This window comes from Arthrobacter pascens, assembly GCF_030815585.1.
Classification (GTDB): Bacteria; Actinomycetota; Actinomycetes; order Actinomycetales; family Micrococcaceae; genus Arthrobacter; species Arthrobacter pascens_A.
The window spans coordinates 4,461,533-4,478,904 of record NZ_JAUSWY010000001.1; the positions used below are offsets into that span (position 1 = coordinate 4,461,533).

The 17,372-nt window shown below is 63.2% G+C and carries 12 protein-coding genes; 7 read left to right on the forward strand and 5 right to left on the reverse strand.

The annotated features are described in order from the left end of the window. Window positions 1-1,331 precede the first annotated feature (1,331 nt). From trxA to QFZ30_RS20685, 5 genes are all read right to left on the reverse strand, one after another. Window positions 1,332-1,658, reverse strand: coding sequence for a thioredoxin (trxA, locus tag QFZ30_RS20665; protein ID WP_307079501.1), 327 nt, complete (start codon window positions 1,656-1,658; stop codon window positions 1,332-1,334). A gap of 36 nt (window positions 1,659-1,694) precedes the next feature. Beyond that, window positions 1,695-2,651 carry a thioredoxin-disulfide reductase gene (gene trxB / locus QFZ30_RS20670; protein ID WP_307079503.1) on the reverse strand — a complete coding sequence of 319 codons (957 nt, stop codon included), beginning with the start codon at window positions 2,649-2,651 and terminating at the stop codon, window positions 1,695-1,697. Between the two features lie 221 nt (window positions 2,652-2,872). Next, window positions 2,873-4,495, reverse strand: coding sequence for an ABC transporter substrate-binding protein (locus QFZ30_RS20675; RefSeq protein WP_307079506.1), 1,623 nt, complete (start codon window positions 4,493-4,495; stop codon window positions 2,873-2,875). Between the two features lie 172 nt (window positions 4,496-4,667). Beyond that, a complete protein-coding gene (murJ, locus tag QFZ30_RS20680; RefSeq protein WP_307079508.1) occupies window positions 4,668-6,770 on the reverse strand; it encodes a murein biosynthesis integral membrane protein MurJ in 2,103 nt (700 codons plus the stop codon). A 99-nt stretch (window positions 6,771-6,869) separates the two neighbouring features. Then, the gene (locus QFZ30_RS20685; protein ID WP_307080404.1) at window positions 6,870-7,370 is read right to left on the reverse strand and encodes an NUDIX hydrolase; all 501 of its coding nucleotides are present in this window, start codon (window positions 7,368-7,370) and stop codon (window positions 6,870-6,872) included. A 205-nt stretch (window positions 7,371-7,575) separates the two neighbouring features. On the opposite strand from QFZ30_RS20685, the gene QFZ30_RS20690 reads away from it, so the two are divergent. The 7 genes from QFZ30_RS20690 (at window position 7,576) to QFZ30_RS20720 (ending at window position 17,356) form a co-directional block, all read left to right on the forward strand. Next, window positions 7,576-9,084: a CCA tRNA nucleotidyltransferase gene (locus tag QFZ30_RS20690; protein WP_307079510.1), complete on the forward strand. Its 1,509-nt coding sequence runs from the start codon at window positions 7,576-7,578 to the stop codon at window positions 9,082-9,084. Continuing rightward, on the forward strand, window positions 9,081-9,665 hold the full coding sequence (locus QFZ30_RS20695; protein ID WP_307079512.1) for a histidine phosphatase family protein: 585 nt from the start codon (window positions 9,081-9,083) through the stop codon (window positions 9,663-9,665). The genes QFZ30_RS20690 and QFZ30_RS20695 overlap by 4 nt, the downstream gene beginning before the upstream one ends. Window positions 9,666-10,316: 651 nt before the next feature. Continuing rightward, window positions 10,317-10,460, forward strand: coding sequence for a hypothetical protein (locus tag QFZ30_RS20700; protein WP_307079513.1), 144 nt, complete (start codon window positions 10,317-10,319; stop codon window positions 10,458-10,460). A gap of 123 nt (window positions 10,461-10,583) precedes the next feature. Further along, window positions 10,584-12,050 (forward strand): glycosyltransferase family 87 protein, encoded by a 1,467-nt coding sequence (locus tag QFZ30_RS20705; RefSeq protein WP_307079515.1) that lies wholly within the window; start codon window positions 10,584-10,586, stop codon window positions 12,048-12,050. Then, window positions 12,043-13,482 (forward strand): phytoene desaturase family protein, encoded by a 1,440-nt coding sequence (locus QFZ30_RS20710; RefSeq protein ID WP_307079517.1) that lies wholly within the window; start codon window positions 12,043-12,045, stop codon window positions 13,480-13,482. The genes QFZ30_RS20705 and QFZ30_RS20710 overlap by 8 nt, the downstream gene beginning before the upstream one ends. A gap of 102 nt (window positions 13,483-13,584) precedes the next feature. Continuing rightward, complete coding sequence (locus tag QFZ30_RS20715; RefSeq protein WP_307079519.1) at window positions 13,585-15,573, forward strand: penicillin-binding transpeptidase domain-containing protein; 1,989 nt, start codon at window positions 13,585-13,587, stop codon at window positions 15,571-15,573. Window positions 15,574-15,673: 100 nt separating this feature from the next. Continuing rightward, window positions 15,674-17,356: an ABC-F family ATP-binding cassette domain-containing protein gene (locus QFZ30_RS20720; protein ID WP_307079521.1), complete on the forward strand. Its 1,683-nt coding sequence runs from the start codon at window positions 15,674-15,676 to the stop codon at window positions 17,354-17,356. The last annotated feature ends 16 nt before the right edge of the window (window positions 17,357-17,372 follow it).

Sequence of the window (17,372 nt, forward strand, 5' to 3'; positions counted from 1 at the left end):
AGCACGCAGTAGCCCGGGGGTCGTGGCGGAGCCGTACGCATATGTTTCACGTGAAACAACCCCAGCTGGCCAGAGCTTCGCCTTCCGACTGGGCACTCAGTAGAATTCCACTGAACAGAAGATGCACGATACCTACGAGTTGGTCACCACTCGAGGATAGAGGTACGTTCTTGTCGCGCGGAGAATCGGCGCCGGACCCATCCCCCGTGACTGTGCCCTGGATACGAGTCTCGTCCTATCGCATTTCCCCTAGTGGTACGACGAAGATCGTGGATTTCAATGGCGATACAGGAAATGGCTGCTGCGGCGAACACGATGCGTGGGTGCCCAGGGAGGAACATTCTTCGGATATCTACACATCCTCTCGCCCTTCATCGAGTGGCATTGGCTTTGCACTGTAAAAACTGCTCCTGGTTCCCGACTATCCGGTTCATCGTTCGTATTGTTCGTAGTCGAAACGCAGCATTCCATTGTTCAGGGTGGACAGCAAACGCGCCGAACTCACCGAAACGGTTCGAAAATGTTGCTGCTATCTACGAGCGACCCCTAAAGCAGTTGCACCTTGAGGAATGTGATGTCCACACTAAACCGCGAGGTAACCACCGATCCAATCCACGCCGATCGGGCCGGATTGGTCATGCCGAGCCATTCTTGGCAGGTCGAGGGCTCCGCGTGGTTGCCAACAGAGGTCGCTTGTTGTCGAAGTGGAGCCTGACATTCATATCCGGTGACGGCAATAGGTGTCGAAGAGGCTCTCAGTTCCGAATGGCATTGGTTTAGGCGCCGGTCCGCTCGACTCTGGAAAAATACGGAAGCCCGCCGCCGTCATCTGCGCTCGGCCCCATGCGCAGATGTTTCACGTGAAACACCCGCCGCCCGATTGGCCCCGTAGTAACGGAGGGTGGGGCGGAAGAATACAAGCTGGAGGGCCCGCGGTCGTCAGCCACCTTCACTCCCATGCGCGTTGTTTCACGTGAAACGGCACCCTCCCCGTGTGTGGTCGAGGGGTTCACTGAACAACAAGCGATTCTTCGCCCCAGGTGTGCATCCCAGTTCTCACCGTCGAGGAGAGGCCTATGCGTACAACACAGACGTGTTATGAAACCATGATCCTATGCTTTCTGCCGGCAAAGCCCCGGATGCGCTTCCACCACGGAGCGCGCGTGGGGCCACTGGTCCGGCACCACAAATAAGACAGCCGGCACTCCCTCGGACGTGGCCGCAGAGGAGGAGCCAACCGCGAAACAAAAAGAAGTGGCCACCGCTCCCTGGAGCGGTGGCCACTTCTTCGGCCGGTGAGTCAGGCTCAACTGCGGCGGGGGCGATACGCCCTAGGACAGTACGTCTGCAAATTCCTTTTCGAAGAACTGCTTGGGCTTGGCGCCGATCACGGTGTTCTTCACCTGACCGTCCTTGAAGAGATATACGGCCGGAATTGACGTGATGCCGTATTCAGCGGCAATGGCCGGGTTATCGTCCACATTCACCTTGACGACATTTACCTTCTCACCATACTGAACAGAGATCTCGTCGAGGATGGGGCCCAGTTTGCGGCAGGGACCGCACCACTCTGCCCAGAAGTCCACAATTACCGGCTTGTCGGCTGACAGTACGTCCGTGCCGAAACTTGCATCTGTTACGTCTTTGGCGTTGCTCATAACCTTGTCTCTCTCTTCGAACGGCGGTAACGCGGATTACGCGTGTAGGTCTGCGAGGTAGTGTTCTACATCGATGGCGGCGACACATCCGGAGCCAGAGGCTGTGATGGCCTGGCGGTACGTGGGGTCAACAACATCGCCGGCGGCAAAAACGCCCGGAACGCTGGTCTTGGAGCTGCGGCCCTCCACGGCGATGGTGCCGACCGCGGTCATCTCCAGGCTGTCCCTGACCAATTCGGTGCGCGGATCGTTTCCGATCGCTACAAAGACGCCGGTAACTGGAAGGTCGGAAACGGCACCGTCCAGGAGGTTCTTGATCTTGAGCCCGGTTACCTTGTCTTCTCCGATGACGTCATCCACGGTGCTGTTCCAGACAAAACTGATCTTCTCATGAGCCAGCGCACGGTCGGCCATGATCTTGGAGGCCTTAAGCGAATCACGGCGGTGAACAACAGTGACCGACTTGGCGAACTTGGTCAGGAACAGTGCCTCTTCCATGGCTGAGTCTCCCCCGCCAATGACGGCGATGTCCTGATCCTTGAAAAAGAAACCGTCGCAGGTTGCGCACCAGCTGACTCCGTGGCCGGAGAGTCGCTTCTCGTTCGGCAGGCCGAGCTCGCGGTACGCGGATCCCGTCGAGAGGATGATCGCTCGGGTCTGGAACGACTCACCAGTGGCGATGGTGACCGTCTTGATGTCTCCGTCGAGCTGCAGCGCCGTGACATCCTCGAACTGGATCTCAGTGCCGAACCGGGCCGCCTGCTTTTCGAAGTTCTCCATGAGGTCCGGACCCATGATGCCTTCCGGGAACCCAGGGTAGTTTTCGACGTCGGTGGTGTTCATCAGTTCGCCGCCGGCGGTGACAGAACCTGCCAGAAGCAAGGGCTTCAGGTTGGCACGGGCCGTGTAGACAGCTGCCGTGTAACCAGCCGGGCCAGAGCCGACGATGATGACATCACGTACTTCAGACGCGGTGTTTTCTGCGTTGCTCACTGAACGGTGAACCTCTTCCTTAGTTGATGGTCGGCTTTTGGGGCCGGCCACATGGCACAACTGAATCTCCATGGTGAATATTCCGGGCGCCCTGGAAACGGAGAATCACCTCAACAAGACGCCCCACTAGATTACCGTCTGGTACAGCAGAGCCGCGCCTGTTACCGCCAGGGTGACTCCCGGCGACGTAGACGCGGCTCAGTTGCGGCGGCTAAGGCAACCTACTGGATTTTGATTTCCGCCAGGCGGATTCCATAGCCGTAGCGGGTCTTGGGGGCGGCCAGCTTGGGGAGGCTCTTGATGGACACGATGACGTATTCGGCCTCTACGGGCTCAGCAAGGGGCATGGTCAGGTCCGTGGAGGTAAAGCTGTTGGTCCCCACCTGCCTGGCTCCGTCCAATGACGGACGGTCATTAGTGAATACACTGACATTTCCTCCGGAAGCACCCAACTGGGTCAGGGTGACGGAGGAAACCGTGGCGGGGTCCTTGAGCTTGATGATGAGCGGAACGCCGCCGGTGGCAAGCCCGCCCCAATTTTCGGTGGCGAACTCCATATCCGACCAGTAACTGGCAGGGTTGCCGTCATATGCCTTCACCAGATCCACGTCATAAGTGGCAGCGAAGTCAAAATTTCCCTGGCGGGTGATGCTTTCGATGGCAGGCGGTGCTGCGGGCCGTGCCGAGTTCGTCGGGCCGGCCGTACCGGGGTCTGCCGGGGCCGAGTTGGAGGCACCGGGGGTGGTGTTGGCCTGGGGATCGGCTTTGAAGAGGCTGCCCAAGTTGGTCACCGCGAAGACCAGCCCGGCAACCAATACCACTGCCAAAAGGCCTCCCACGAGCCAGCGCATGGAACGGGGTTCGCGCTCAGGCTCATCGTCGTCGAAGTCGCCTGTCCCAGCGGCGGGAGGAACGGCAGCCCCAGCGGCCGTGGACCGGGCAAAAGCAGGGAAGTTCCTTGCTGAACGCTCCTGTTCGCGGGGTTGGCCGGCGTTGGCCGAGTCGCCATAGGTGGCGTCTTGGTCTCCAGGGCTAGAGAGGTAGTCATCCTCGGACCAGAGCGATACTTTTGGCGATCCGGAACCCCTACCATCCTCAGGCCCGGCCGTTCCAGAGGCAGGGACGTCAGTTTGCCCGCCGGCGGACTGCTTCGGCTGCGGCGCCGTGGGGGCCTGCAGTCCGGCCGGTGATTCGGCTGCGGACGGTTCTGCTGCGTCGTCGTCGCGGGATTCTGCCTCGCCAACGGCTGCCCTGCCAGCACCAGCGGCCGCACCGGCGCCAGCCGCCGTTCCCGCAGCCCCGGTGCCTGCGGCACCTGAAGCAGGGGCCGACGTCGGACGGGCCGGCGGCCTGGGCGGGACCACTGGCTGGGCTGACCGATACGGGTCAACCTGGCTCTGGTGATTGCCCGCGTAGTTGATGTAGCCGGCGTCGACGTTCTCTTCGTCGTCGTACGGTTCGGGCTCATGGGAACGCTGCTGGCCGAAGATTTCACTGCCCAGGGTGTCCGTGAAGAACGGCTCAACGTAGGGAGGGTGAGCTGCGACCACCAGGTCCAGCAGATCGGCGGCGGAGGTGTGGTTGGTGATCAGGTACGTGGCGGCCTCGGAGACGCCGAGATCCAGCACCTGGACATGGCCGGGCCGTTCACCGGTGGCCACCTCGCGGGCGCTCTGTGCCACCTGCTCCGTGTTGTCCGGGCCGGCAACCAGAATGCTGACCGGACGGTTGAGAACCTGGTCCACCCCGTCCAGCACCAGATCGTGGTCGTGCGAGGTCAATACCGTGGCTGTGACCTTGTAACGGCCGCCGAGTACTGATCCAACATCGATCGGGTGGGACACGTGTTCCTCCTAGACTGTCCGGGAATTGCCGGGCATAGATGATGCCGCCGCCGGTGAAATGACGGCCGACGAGCCGGCTGACACTTGACTGCAACTACCCCTGTTCACTTTCGATCCTAGCCGATTGGCCGCTGCGACCGTTGGAGACAGGCAGCGGAAAACCCCGTGGGAATCACTTTTTCCGGGGCCGCCGGGACTTGAAGTGCGGGTTGTGGCCAGCCTTGCCCTGGAAGGTATGCCGGCCTGGCAACGGTATCTCCTCGCGCAGCAGGCTTCCTTGCGCAGTACCGGGCACGTCCTCGGCGGGCAGGTAGCCGCCGTCGGGGCCAGGCCCGGTTCCGGGGTCCGCAGGAGCCGCCGGCGCTGCGTGGCGTTCCGGCACCGGTCCGGCGCGGAATGAGACGGCGTCGAATTCGCCGGAGATCCGCGGAATCAGGCCGGTGTCCACGGAGAGAGTGGCGCGTTCCGGCGTCGTACGTTCCGCTCCCGAGTCGCGGGCAGCCGTGCTGGACGACGAGGGACTTCCGCCGCCGGCGTCCGCCTGCCCTTGCGCCGTACCGCGGCCCAGCCGGCCCAGCAGGGGGCGCATCAGATCGCGCAGTTCCTGCACATGGAAGATCTTGAGCAGGAAGACATAGGCCACCAGCATGACCGGCCCCACGACGATGACGGTCACAAGGGCTGCAATCCGGTCACTCCAGGCAAAGCCGTCCGGGCTGTAGCTGCCCATGAGCCACAAAGCCCCGGCACCGGCTATTGCGGAACCGAGGGCCGCATACCCCATCCGGATATACGAGTTGGCGATACGGGGGCCGTCCAAGTGCCCCAGCAGCCGGCGCAGGAAGTATGCGCTGATGACCACGGAGAGGATGTTACCAACCATGTACAGGATGGCGATGGCGTAGATGACTTGGCCAACGGGCAGGAACTGGATGGCAAAGGCCCCAACAACGTAGACGAGGGCCAGGAGGAGCTGGATGTAGAAGGGGGTGCGGGCGTCTTCATTGGCGTAGAAGACCCGGGACATCATGAAGTTCGCGCTCATGAAGGGAGTGCTCAGGGCCAGGAGGGTGAGCGTCTGGGCCAGCATCACGCCGTCCTGGCGTTCCCCGCCGGAGAAGAACATGCCCAGCGGCCCGGCCAGGGCAAAGAGGGCCAGCGCGCCAAAGACCGTAGCCACGGCCATGGTGCGCAGGCCGTGCGACAGGGCGTCGCGGAGCTCTGCGCGGTTGCCGTCCTGGGAGGCTCGGGTCATCCGGTTGAAGAGGACGGTGGCCAGGGAGAGCGCAATGATCGAGTGGGGCAGCAGGTACAGCTGGCTGGCCACTTCCAGCACGGCGTTGCCAGGGAGCATCTCCGCTGCCGGATCCCCCGCCTTCTCCAGCCTGAGACGCTCGGCGCCGGGAATAGTGGCGATGCGCATGACATACAGGAAGGCCAACTGCCCGACGGCGGCGGTCAGGAGCGTCCACACGCTCAGCTTTGCTGCCTGGCCCAGTCCCACCCCCCGCCAGCCAAACCGCGGCCGGAGGCCCAGCCTGAGTCGGAACACCGGAATCATCAGGATGGCGGTCTGGGCCAGCACTCCGATCGTGGAGAATCCTGCCACCAGCAAGGTCTGCGTTGAGCCCCAGTTATCGAGGGTATGAGGGTTGAATTCGTTCGCGCCGAAGATCCAGATGAACATGCCCAGACCGGCGATCGCCACCAGGTTGTTCAGGATGGGTGCCCACATGGCAGGACCGAACGCACCGTTGGCGTTGAGGACCTGGGTGAGGAGTGCGTACAGGCCGTAGAAAAAGATCTGCGGCAGGCACCAGAACGCGAACGCGACCGCCAAAGATTTCTGCTGCGGCGAGTAGCCCTGGGTGGTGAGCTCAATGACCCACGGCGCCGCCAGCGTGACCAGGGCAGTCAGTCCGAGCAGTAGCAGCACAGCCAACGTCAGCAGCCGGCTGATGTAGTCCGCTCCCCTGTCCGGCGCCTTGCTGGCCTTGATGATCTGTGGCACGAGGACGGCATTAAACACGCCACCTGCAACCAGCAGGAAGATCAGGTTGGGCAGGTTGTTGGCATTGATGAATGTGTCGTTAACGGTGGAGCCGAGGCCCAAGGCAGTGCCCAGCATCCACGTCTTGCCGAAGCCCAGGAACCGCGATACCAGCGTGCCCGCAGCCATGATGGCACTCGAGCGGGTTTCGCTGGGCTGCACGGCGGCAGGTTCGGCCTCGCCGGCGTTGCCTGCGTTATCGGAAGGGAAGTTGGTAGCTGGCATCGACTTCATCGTCTCACCCGGACACGGTTAATGCCGCAACGTGTGCCGCGGTTGATTCGGTTACAGACGAGTCGGGTTATAGACAAGGTGGCGGGACCATCAGAGGTGTTCGGGCAGGACTTCCCGGGCCAGGTCCGCGATGCGGCGCTCATTGGGGAAGGAGAGTTTCCGCGCCAGTTCCTCAATGGGCACCCATGCCACGTCAACGGCTTCCTGGTCAGGATCGTTTTCGATGGTGAGCTCCCCGCCGGTGGCGCGCAGGAGGTAGTGATGGACGGTTTTGTGGACCCGGTGCCCGCTGACCGTGAACCAGTAGTCGATGCTGCCCAGCGGAGCCAGGATGCGGCCGTCAATGCCGGTTTCCTCGGCAATCTCGCGGACGGCGGCCTGTTCGTTGTTTTCCTTGCCCTCCGGATGGCCCTTGGGCAGGCACCACTCCAGCCGTCCGCCCCTATTAAGGCGGGCAATAATCGCAACCCTCAATTCGCCGTCGGACGTGTCCACCACAACGCCGCCGGCGGATATTTCCTCAACAGTAGGGAGTGAGGCCGGAGCCGAATGCGGGGCAGGCGCGATGTGCGCACCGATTGCCGACGGCAACGGTGCGTTTGTCCTCCTGCCGGGAGCGCTCGGTACGGGATGGGCCATGAAGTCCACTCTAACGACTCTTGCCCCTCCGTGATGACCGGAACATGACATCAAGATGGACTGCAGGTGACTCATTCCGGCCCCGCGCCAAGAATGATGACCGGCTTCTCAGCCGATTTGCTACCTATTTGCTATCTTCTGACAAGCTTAAGTAACTATGGCGCACGTACATCACAAGACTGATACCCACACCGTTGATTTCCAGGTGGACCCGGTGGTCCTGGAACTCGGGCAGCGCTTTGTCGACGCCGGTCACGAGCTGTCGCTGGTAGGCGGGCCGGTGCGGGACCTTTTCCTCGGGCGGACGTCGCCGGACCTGGACTTCACAACGGACGCCACGCCTGACCAGACTGTGGCCCTGATCAAGAAATGGGCGGACAACTACTGGGAAATCGGCCGGGCGTTCGGAACCATCGGCATGCGCAAAGCCGGCTTCCAGATCGAAATCACCACTTACCGCGCCGAGGCTTATGATCCCGAGTCCCGCAAGCCCGTGGTGGCGTTCGGTTCGTCACTGACGGATGACCTGCTGCGCCGCGACTTCACCATCAATGCCATGGCACTGCGGTTGCCGGCCTTGGAGCTCATCGACCCGTTTGGCGGTATCCGGGACCTTCACGCCTCCGTCCTCACCACGCCCGGCGCCCCCGAGGCTTCGTTTTCCGACGATCCGCTCCGGATGATGCGCGCCGCCCGGTTTGCATCCCAACTGGGGATTTCCGTGCACGACGACGTCCGTCTGGCTATGACCCAGATGGCCGAACGGATCACCATCATCTCCGCCGAACGCGTCCGTGATGAGCTGGTCAAGCTCATCTGCGGGCCACACCCGCGCCTGGGGGTTGACTTGCTGGTGGACACCGGCCTGGCGGATTTTGTGCTGCCCGAGGTGTCCGCACTGCGGCTCGAGGCGGACGAGCATCACCGGCACAAAGACGTCTACCAGCATTCCCTGCAGGTACTGGAGCAAGCGGCAGACCTTGAGACGGATGCCGACGGCGCGGTGCCGGCTCCGGATTTTGTGTTGCGGTTCGCGGCGCTGATGCACGACGTCGGCAAGCCGGCTACGCGGCGATTTGAACCGGGCGGCGCCGTCAGCTTCCGCCATCACGACATGGTGGGGTCCAAGCTCACTGCCAAGAGGATGAAGACCCTCCGCTTCGACAACGACACGATCAAGGCAGTGGCCCGCCTCGTGGAGCTGCACATGCGTTTTTACGGATACGGAGACGCCGGGTGGAGTGACTCTGCCGTCCGGCGCTACGTGACGGACGCCGGCCCGCTCCTGGAACGGCTGCACCGGCTCACGCGCTCGGACGTCACCACACGGAACCAGCGGAAGGCGGAACGGCTCGCCTTTGCCTACGATGACCTTGAAGCCCGGATTGCCGCCTTGAGGGAGCAGGAGTCCCTGGACGCCGTCCGTCCTGACCTGGATGGAGCCCAGATCATGGCCATCCTGGGACTCAGACCAGGTCCCGTGGTGGGCCGCGCCTACAAGTTCCTTTTGGAGGAACGGATGGAAAACGGACCGCTGCAACCGGATGACGCGGAGTCCAGGTTGCTGAACTGGTGGGCGGAGCAGCCAGAATCAGCACCCCCGGTGCCGGAGGCTGAAAACGCTCCTGCCGACGTCGAAATTTCCCCTAATGAGGAGTCCAAGTGAACTTCCGAGCCGTCACCCCCCGTCCCCAGCTCTGGATCCTGCGCCACGGTGAGACTGAGTGGTCCAAGAGCGGGCAATACACCGGGCTCACGGACCTGCCACTGACAGTGGAAGGCGAGCAGCAGGCTGTGGAAGCACGGAAGGTCCTGGACACAGTGGATTTCGACCTGGTGCTGACGTCTCCCCTGCGCCGCGCCCGGCGCACGGCGGAACTGGCCGGGTTTCCTGACGCTCAGCACGAGCCCTTGGCTGTGGAGTGGAACTACGGCGACTACGAGGGCATCAGCTCGGACCTGATCCGCAAGGACAACCCGGACTATCTGATCTGGACACATGGGGTGCCCAACGGCGAGACACTGGACGAGGTCGCTGCCCGCGCAGACAAGATTGTGGCCAGGGTGCTTGAATCCGGGCTGGACAACGTACTGATTGTGGCGCATGGACACTTCTCCAGGATTCTGACTGCACGCTGGCTGGAACTTCCGCCCGCTGAAGGCCGGCATTTCATCCTGGGAACTGCAAAGGTCTGCACCCTTGGCTGGGATAAAAAGACTCCGGCCATTGTCCGCTGGGGACTGTAAAAGGCATATTTACAAACTTCTTTGAAATCTTTGCGAATTAAGTGGCGAACTGCCGCATTCGTAGTGTAATTTTATTTCTGACCCCAGAGCGGCTTGCCGGGGTCGCGGCGCGCGTTGCCTGGCCAGTCAGCTGGTGCAACGGCTTAGCGGAAAAGGAGGTTGGGAGAAATGATTACTTTGACTAGCGGATGGAAGATGACCATCACCGCGTTCCCGGCCCCTGTCGCACATGCGCGCCATCTTGACCGACGAACTGACTCCTAAGGTCTTTTGCTCCTGATGCCCGGCATCAGTGGAGCGATAGCTACTTATTAGCCTCCCCTAGCAGGGCGGCCGGTTGTCAGTACCTGGTCCAGGCGGAACCCCGCGGTTGCGCAGCACCCCATAGTTCAGAACCAGCTTCTTGTTGGGTCTGCAGCGCCAGCCTCAGGGGCCCTATTTTCGCATTCTGCGAATCCTATTAATTAGCACCGGGCATTCCTTTGCCAATATTCAGGCGTTTATTGTCGCGACTATAAACGGCTCTATTTGTCATGACCAATTCCATAACAGTAAAGATCCGAGGAAACGATGACCGTCAGAACAGCAGCGCCATCCCGCTCCCAGCCTGCCAGCCGGGCTGCCCGAATCTCGCCAAAGGAGGTGACCACCATGATCAAGAAAATCCAGGAATTACTGTTTTCCGGCCGCAAGTCAATCCGCGAGGATCCCCGTGACTTCAACGGGGAACTGCTGGACCAACATCGCGAATACGTTTTCATCCTGATGCACCAGCAGATGCGCGGAATGAGCTGACTCCGCGGTCCCTCTTCGATCGCCAGGAGGAGCTGATGGCGCGCACATCTGTGGCAATCCGCAAGGAGCCCACGCGGCGACGCGTGGGCTCCCCCGTTTAACCACACCGGTAAGCTCGAGAACATGCAGGAGACTAAACCGCCGGCGCACCGACGACGACCCCGCCTGGTTGTTCCGAGCCGCAGTGACCTTCTGCTCAGGAACTTCACGGAGCTGATCGGCGGACCCCTGGGTTCCCGCTCGGCTCCCGGAATTGTCTCCCCTGGCGCGTTCACCGTGGAACGCGTGCTGATCATCATGACCGTCCTGGCCGCGCTGGCTGGCATCGTTGTCAAGGGCTACTGCCGTGTCAACGGCTGGGAGTCACCCAGCCAGTTCTACTCCACGTGCTACTCCGACTTCCCGGAGCTGTTCCGCAACCGCGGCCTGGGTGAGGGAACATTCCCGTTCATCAGCCAGGGCAGCATGTTTGAGTATCCCGTTCTGATGGGGCTGATCGCCGGAATCACTGCGTTGATGGTCCCCGGCGAAGGTGTCAGCGACGCCCGCATCCTGGGATACTTTGACGTCAACGCCACGCTCATTGCCGCCGTCTGGATCGTGACCGTGCTCGCTACGGCGCGCATGACGCGCCGCCGCCCTTGGGATGCGGCCATGGTGGCATTGGCCCCTGGGATCGTCCTGGCAGGGACTATCAACTGGGACATGTGGGCTGTGGGCTTCCTGGCCCTCGGAATGTATTTCTTCTCCCGTGAGCGGCTGGTGCTGGCGGGTGTCCTGATAGGGCTGGGCACCGCCACAAAGCTATACCCGGTGTTGATTTTCGGGGCCATTTTGCTGCTTGCCCTGCGCACGGGGCGGATCCGGACCTTCCTGGTCACGGCCGCCGCAGCCGCGGTTTCCTGGCTGGCCGTTAATGTGCCTTTTGCGGCCATGAACCCCTCCGGTTGGAAGTACTTCTACCAGTTCACGGAGGACAGGCCGGCCGGGTACAGCTCATTGTGGTTCGCCTACAATCTGGTTGCCGCGAGGCTTCGGTGGAAGGGTCTGGACGCCGAGACCATCAATTCATTGGCGTTGAACCTCTTTGTGCTGGCCTGCGTGGCGATCGCTGTGGTGGCACTGACAGCATCGAGGCGCCCCCGCCTTGCGCAGCTCGTGTTCCTGATCGTGGCGGCGTTCATCCTGACCAACAAGGTGTATTCGCCCCAGTTCGTGATCTGGCTGATCCCTCTCCTGGCATTGGCCAGACCCCGATGGCGGGATTTCCTCATCTGGCAGGGCATCGAGGGCCTCCACTGGGCTGCCGTCTGGATGTACCTGGGACAGGTGACCAGCGGAGGGTCGTCGCAACACAATATAGACATGCCCTATTACGTTCTCGCTGTGGCGGCACATATGCTGGCAACGGCATATCTGATGGTCCGGGTGGTCTGGGACATCTACGACCCCGTGTACGACCCCGTCCGTCGCCAAGACCCCGATGACCCACAGGGCGGTCCTTTTGACGGGGCGCCAGACACACTGAGGATCAACCTCCGGCGTCCGCTGGAGTCTCTCTTCCCTTGGGGGGCCAAGGCAAATGCCTGATGTCGCTGTGGTCGGATCGGGTCCCAACGGGCTTGCGGCGGCCGCCGTCATGGCCCGGGCAGGTCTGTCCGTTGAGGTCTTTGAGGCCGCCGCGACCATTGGCGGCGGGACCCGCACGGCAGAACTGATGCAGCCCATGCACTTCCACGACGTCTGCTCCGCAGTCCACCCGATGGCGCTGGCTTCGCCTTTCTTCCGCGCATTCGAGTTGGCCCGGCGGGTGGACCTGGTGGTGCCGGAACTTTCCTTCGGGTCCCCCTTGGACGGCGGCAGGGCGGCGCTTGCGTACCGCTCGCTGGACCGGACGGCTGAGGCGTTGGGGCGCGACGGCGATGCCTACCGGAGGCTGATGGGCCCGCTGGTTCACCGCATTCAAGGCGTTATGGACCTGACCCAGCACCAGCTGCTGCGCTTCCCCGGCGATCCGGTGGCGGCGGTGCTTTTCGGGCTGCGGACCCTTGAACAGGGTTCGCCGTTATGGAACGTGCGGTTTCGTGAGGAGTTCGCCCCTGCACTGATCAGCGGAGTGGCTGCCCACGCTGTGTCGCGCCTCCCGTCCCTTGCGGCTGCAGGCGCTGGCCTGATGCTGAGTGCCCTGGGACATGCCGACGGCTGGCCCGTTCCCGTTGGCGGATCCGCCTCCATTGCCGCAGCACTGGCCGAGGACATCAAGGCCCACGGCGGGGTGATCCATACCGGGACACCAGTGGAAAGCCTGGAGGAACTGGTCCCGGCGCGGGCCACTCTGCTGGATGTCGCACCGCGGGGCCTGCTTAAGATTGCCGGTGCCGCGCTTCCCGACAGATACCGCCGGTCCCTGGAGTCCTTCCGCTACGGGAACGGGTCGTGCAAGGTGGACTTCATCCTGTCTGCACCGGTCCCCTGGGCAGCCGGTGTATTGGCCGATGCCGGGACGGTGCACGTCGGCGGGACCCGCGCCGAGCTGGCTCACGCCGAAAACGAGGTATCGGCCGGGAGACACCCGGACCGGCCCTACGTGCTGGTGGCACAGCCGTCGCCCTTTGACAAGGGCCGGGCGCCGGCCGGACGCCAGATCCTGTGGACCTACTGCCATGTGCCGGCCGGATCCACCAGGAACATGGGTGAGGCCGTTACTGTGCAACTGGAACGCTTCGCCCCCGGATTCCGGGATGTGGTGGTGCAGGCCCACGTGACCACAGCGGCAGAGCTGGCGGAGTACAACCGAAACTACATTGGCGGCGACTTCAGTGCCGGCGTGATGGATGTACGCGGACTGCTGCAGCGGCCCGTGGTCTCCCCCGTACCCTGGCGGACACCTTTGCGTGGCGTTTATCTTTGCTCGTCTTCCACCCCGCCTGGACCTGGGGTGACGGGAATGCCGGGGTACCATGCGGCAAAGCATGCCCTCAAAGACATATTTGGCTTGCCTGTCCCCGCCCTCGGCCTCTGAGTTTCCTGCCCGCCGGCAGCTCTCCGGCGCGCGATCAGGCAATAAGGCTCTCTGCGAGCCCTGTGGCATGAACCACACCCAAAAACGGGGCATAATAGCGCGGTGGGGAACTCAAAAAAACTGACACTTGCCATCATTGGACTCATTCTCGGCGCCTCCCTGGTCGCCTGCGACGACGGCAGAGGCGGCGCGGAAAGTGCCGCCAAGCAGCTTGCGTCGGCTGTTGCAGCTCTGGATGTCGGCTCCATCGCCTTTGATGGGAAGGACTCCGCCGTTGCCAACGAACAGCTCCGGGACGTGTTCAGAGCCCTCGATCCGGACAAGCCCACGGTCGAAGCCGGCGAGGTCACCCTCGACGGCGATACAGCCACCGTCCCGCTGAACTACACCTGGAAAATCGGCGCAGGCGAGTGGAAGTACACCGTCTCCGCCAAACTCAAGAAGTCAGCGGACAAGTGGCTGACGGTCTGGGACCCAGCCACACTGGTGCAAGGGCTCGCGGACGGTGAAATCCTCAGCAAAGGCTCCCAGTCCCCGCAGCGGGCGGACATCCTGGGCGCCGGCGACGCCAAGTTGGTCACCTACCGTCCGGTGGTGAACGTCGGCATCGACAAGCCCCGGCTTGGGTCCGCAGACGCAGCGGCGTCGGCCACCCAGCTGGCAGAGTTGGTCGGTGTGGATCCCGCAGGCTATGCCCAGCAGGTGCAGGCCTCCGGCCCTGAAGCATTCGTTTCCGCTATTACCCTCCGCGAAGAGGGCCGCACCATCACGGACCAGCAGATCGCCGCCATACCCGGGGCAACGGGAATCCCGGCTACCCTGCCGCTCGCGCCCAGCCGGACCTTCGCGCGGGCAGTGCTCGGGTCTGTCGGTGAGGCCAGTGCGGAACAGATCGAAGCGTCCGACGGCTCCCTGACCGCCGGGGACGTGACCGGCACGGGAGGCCTTCAGCAACAGTACGACGCCCAGCTCAGAGGTACAGACGCCGTGGTGATCCGGGCCCAGCGTGCGGACCTCGCCCAGGAAGAGATCCGAACCGCCGGTACCGATCCCCGCCGGGTGGTCTTTGAGGTGGCACCCACCCCCGGAACACCGCTGAGAACCACTCTCGACCCGAGCCTGCAGGCACTCGCGGAGACCACGCTGGAAAAGGTGGGTCCGGCGTCGGCCATAGTGGCCCTCCGCCCCTCCACCGGAGCGGTGCTGGCAGCGGCGTCAGGCCCCGGCAGCAACGGTTACAACACCGCCATGCTGGGAGAATACGCGCCGGGATCCACCTTCAAGATGATTGACTCGCTGGCCATGCTCCGCAACGGCATGACCCCGGATTCGAAAGTTGAATGCACGCCCACCCTGAATGTGAACGGCCGGACCTTCAAGAATTCCGAGGGCTATCCCGCCGACTCCCTGGGTTCGGTGACGCTCCGCGATGCCTTCGCCCACTCATGCAACACCGCCTTCATCGCAGCACGGGACAAGGTCACCCAGGCCCAGCTTGAGGCCGCCGCCATGTCCATGGGGGTGGCAGTGGAAGCCCCCAACCTCGGGGCCGCGGCATTCCTGGGCTCGGTTCCCGGTGAAGCGGAGGGCACGGAACACGCCGCGTCGATGATCGGACAGGGCAAGGTGCTCGTTTCGCCGCTCGCCGCGGCCATCATGGCCGGATCAGTGGCCAAGGGTGCCCCCGTCTCACCGCAGCTGGTCCTCAATCCCGGCGCCGGCGCTCCCGCGGCAGGGACGACCCTCGAGCCCAGCGCAGAAGCCGGCCAGCCGTCGTCGACCGTTACGCCGGAGGCGCCTTCCAAGGCGTCCGACAGACCGATCACCAAGGAGGAAGCGGCGGCACTGTCAGACATGATGCGGGCCGTGGTCACGTCCGGCCATGCCGGCTTCCTGTCCAGCGTTCCGGGCGCGCCGGTGGGTGCCAAGACCGGAACGGCGGAATTCGGTAACGAAAACCCGCCGAAGACGCACGCCTGGATCGTTGCCGTCCACGGGGACCTCGCTGTGGCTGTCTTCGTGGAGGAGGGCGGCCTCGGAGCCACCACGTCTGGTCCGTTGCTCAAGGAGTTCCTCACCGCCGCAGGCTGAGCCGGAGAGTTTATGTCCAGCTAATGCCCGGTAACGGGACCCGAAGACGCCATAAGTGGACCAAATCTTGTGGCGGTGCGGGCGTGGGAAGATTGTTGATGTGGCCCATATTGACGTTTCCGGCATCGACTACTTTCTCTCCGACGGCACCCAGCTGCTCAACAGTGTGACCTTCAAGGTCCCTGACGGCACCAAAACGGCACTCATCGGGCCCAACGGAACGGGCAAAACCACCTTGTTCCGGATTATTTCCGGCGATCTCACGCCGGACGAAGGTGTGATTGGGCGCTCCGGGAACATGGGCATCATGCGCCAGTTCGTGGGGCAGGTCCGGGATGATTCCACGGTCCGCGACCTCCTGGTGTCCGCCGCCCCGCCGGCACTGGAGGCGGCCGCCCGCGCCGTGGATGAAACCGAGCTTGCCATGATGGAGCACGACGACGAACCCAGCCAGATGCGGTACGCCCAGGCCATCGTGGACTGGGGAGACGCCGGAGGCTACGACGTGGAGACCGTCTGGGACGAGGTCTGTATGGCGGCCCTGGGACTGCCCTTTGACCGCGCACAACACCGCCCGGCGTCGAGCCTTTCCGGCGGCGAGCAGAAACGGCTGGTCCTTGAGGCGCTCTTTGCCGGCCCCGACGAACTGCTGCTCCTCGATGAGCCGGACAACTACCTGGACGTGCCGGGCAAGCGGTGGCTTGAGGACAAGCTCAATGAATCAAAGAAGACGGTATTCTTCATCAGCCACGACCGAGAACTGCTGAACAATGCCGCGGGACGGATCGTCACGCTGGAGCCGGGTATCAACGGCGCCGGGGCATGGGTCCACGGCGGCGGCTTCGGCTCCTACGTGGACGCCCGCGCGGACCGGAACGCCCGCTTCGAGGAACTCCGGAAGCGCTGGGACGAGGAGCACGTCAAGCTCAAGGAACTCGTCAACATGTACAAAAACAAGGCCGCGTTCCGCTCGGACATGGCAAACCGTTACCACGCTGCCCAGACCCGGCTGGCGAAATTCCTGGAAGCCGGGCCCCCGGAAGCCCTCCCCATCGAGCAGAACGTGCGGATGCGGCTCAAGGGCGGCCGCACGGCCAAGCGGGCAATTGTGGCTGAGAAGCTCGAGCTGACCGGGCTCATGAAGCCGTTCTCAACCGAGGTCTGGTTCGGCGACCGTGTGGGCGTACTGGGCTCCAACGGTTCGGGCAAGAGCCACTTCCTGCGGCTCCTCGCCACCGGCGGCACTGATCCGGAGCGGGAGCACCTGCCGGTCTCCGATGTTGACATAGCCGAGGTGCCGCACGAGGGCACAGTGAAACTTGGCGCCCGTATCCGGCCCGGCTTTTTTGCCCAGACCCACATCCGGCCGGACCTCCTCGGCAAGACGCTGCTGGAGATCCTGCACCGGGGAGACGAGCACCGCTCGGGACTGGGCCGCGAGGCCGCAGCCGGGGCACTGGACGGTTATGGCCTGGCCGGGCAGTCTGAGCAGAAGTACGAGTCCCTGTCGGGCGGCCAGCAGGCGCGGTTCCAGATCCTGCTGTTGCAGCTGTCCGGTGCCACTCTGCTCCTGCTGGATGAACCCACGGACAACCTGGACCTGCACTCCGCCGAGGCGCTGGAGCGGGCGATCGACCACTTTGAGGGAACGGTCCTGGCCGTCACTCATGACCGCTGGTTCGCCCGCACCTTCGACCGGTTCCTGGTGTTCGGGTCCGACGGGCGCGTCTATGAATCCCCGGAGCCCGTGTGGGACGAAAAGCGCGTAGAGCGCGCCCGCTGACCCGGACGCTCTCTCA

Coding starts and splice junctions, on each gene's coding strand:
- trxA (WP_307079501.1), bottom strand. CDS start 1,658: ATGAGCAACGCCAAAGACGTAACAGATGCAAGTTTCGGCACGGACGTA.
- QFZ30_RS20690 (WP_307079510.1), top strand. CDS start 7,576: ATGGCGCACGTACATCACAAGACTGATACCCACACCGTTGATTTCCAG.
- QFZ30_RS20710 (WP_307079517.1), top strand. CDS start 12,043: ATGCCTGATGTCGCTGTGGTCGGATCGGGTCCCAACGGGCTTGCGGCG.
- murJ (WP_307079508.1), bottom strand. CDS start 6,770: ATGCCAGCTACCAACTTCCCTTCCGATAACGCAGGCAACGCCGGCGAG.
- QFZ30_RS20705 (WP_307079515.1), top strand. CDS start 10,584: ATGCAGGAGACTAAACCGCCGGCGCACCGACGACGACCCCGCCTGGTT.
- QFZ30_RS20700 (WP_307079513.1), top strand. CDS start 10,317: ATGATCAAGAAAATCCAGGAATTACTGTTTTCCGGCCGCAAGTCAATC.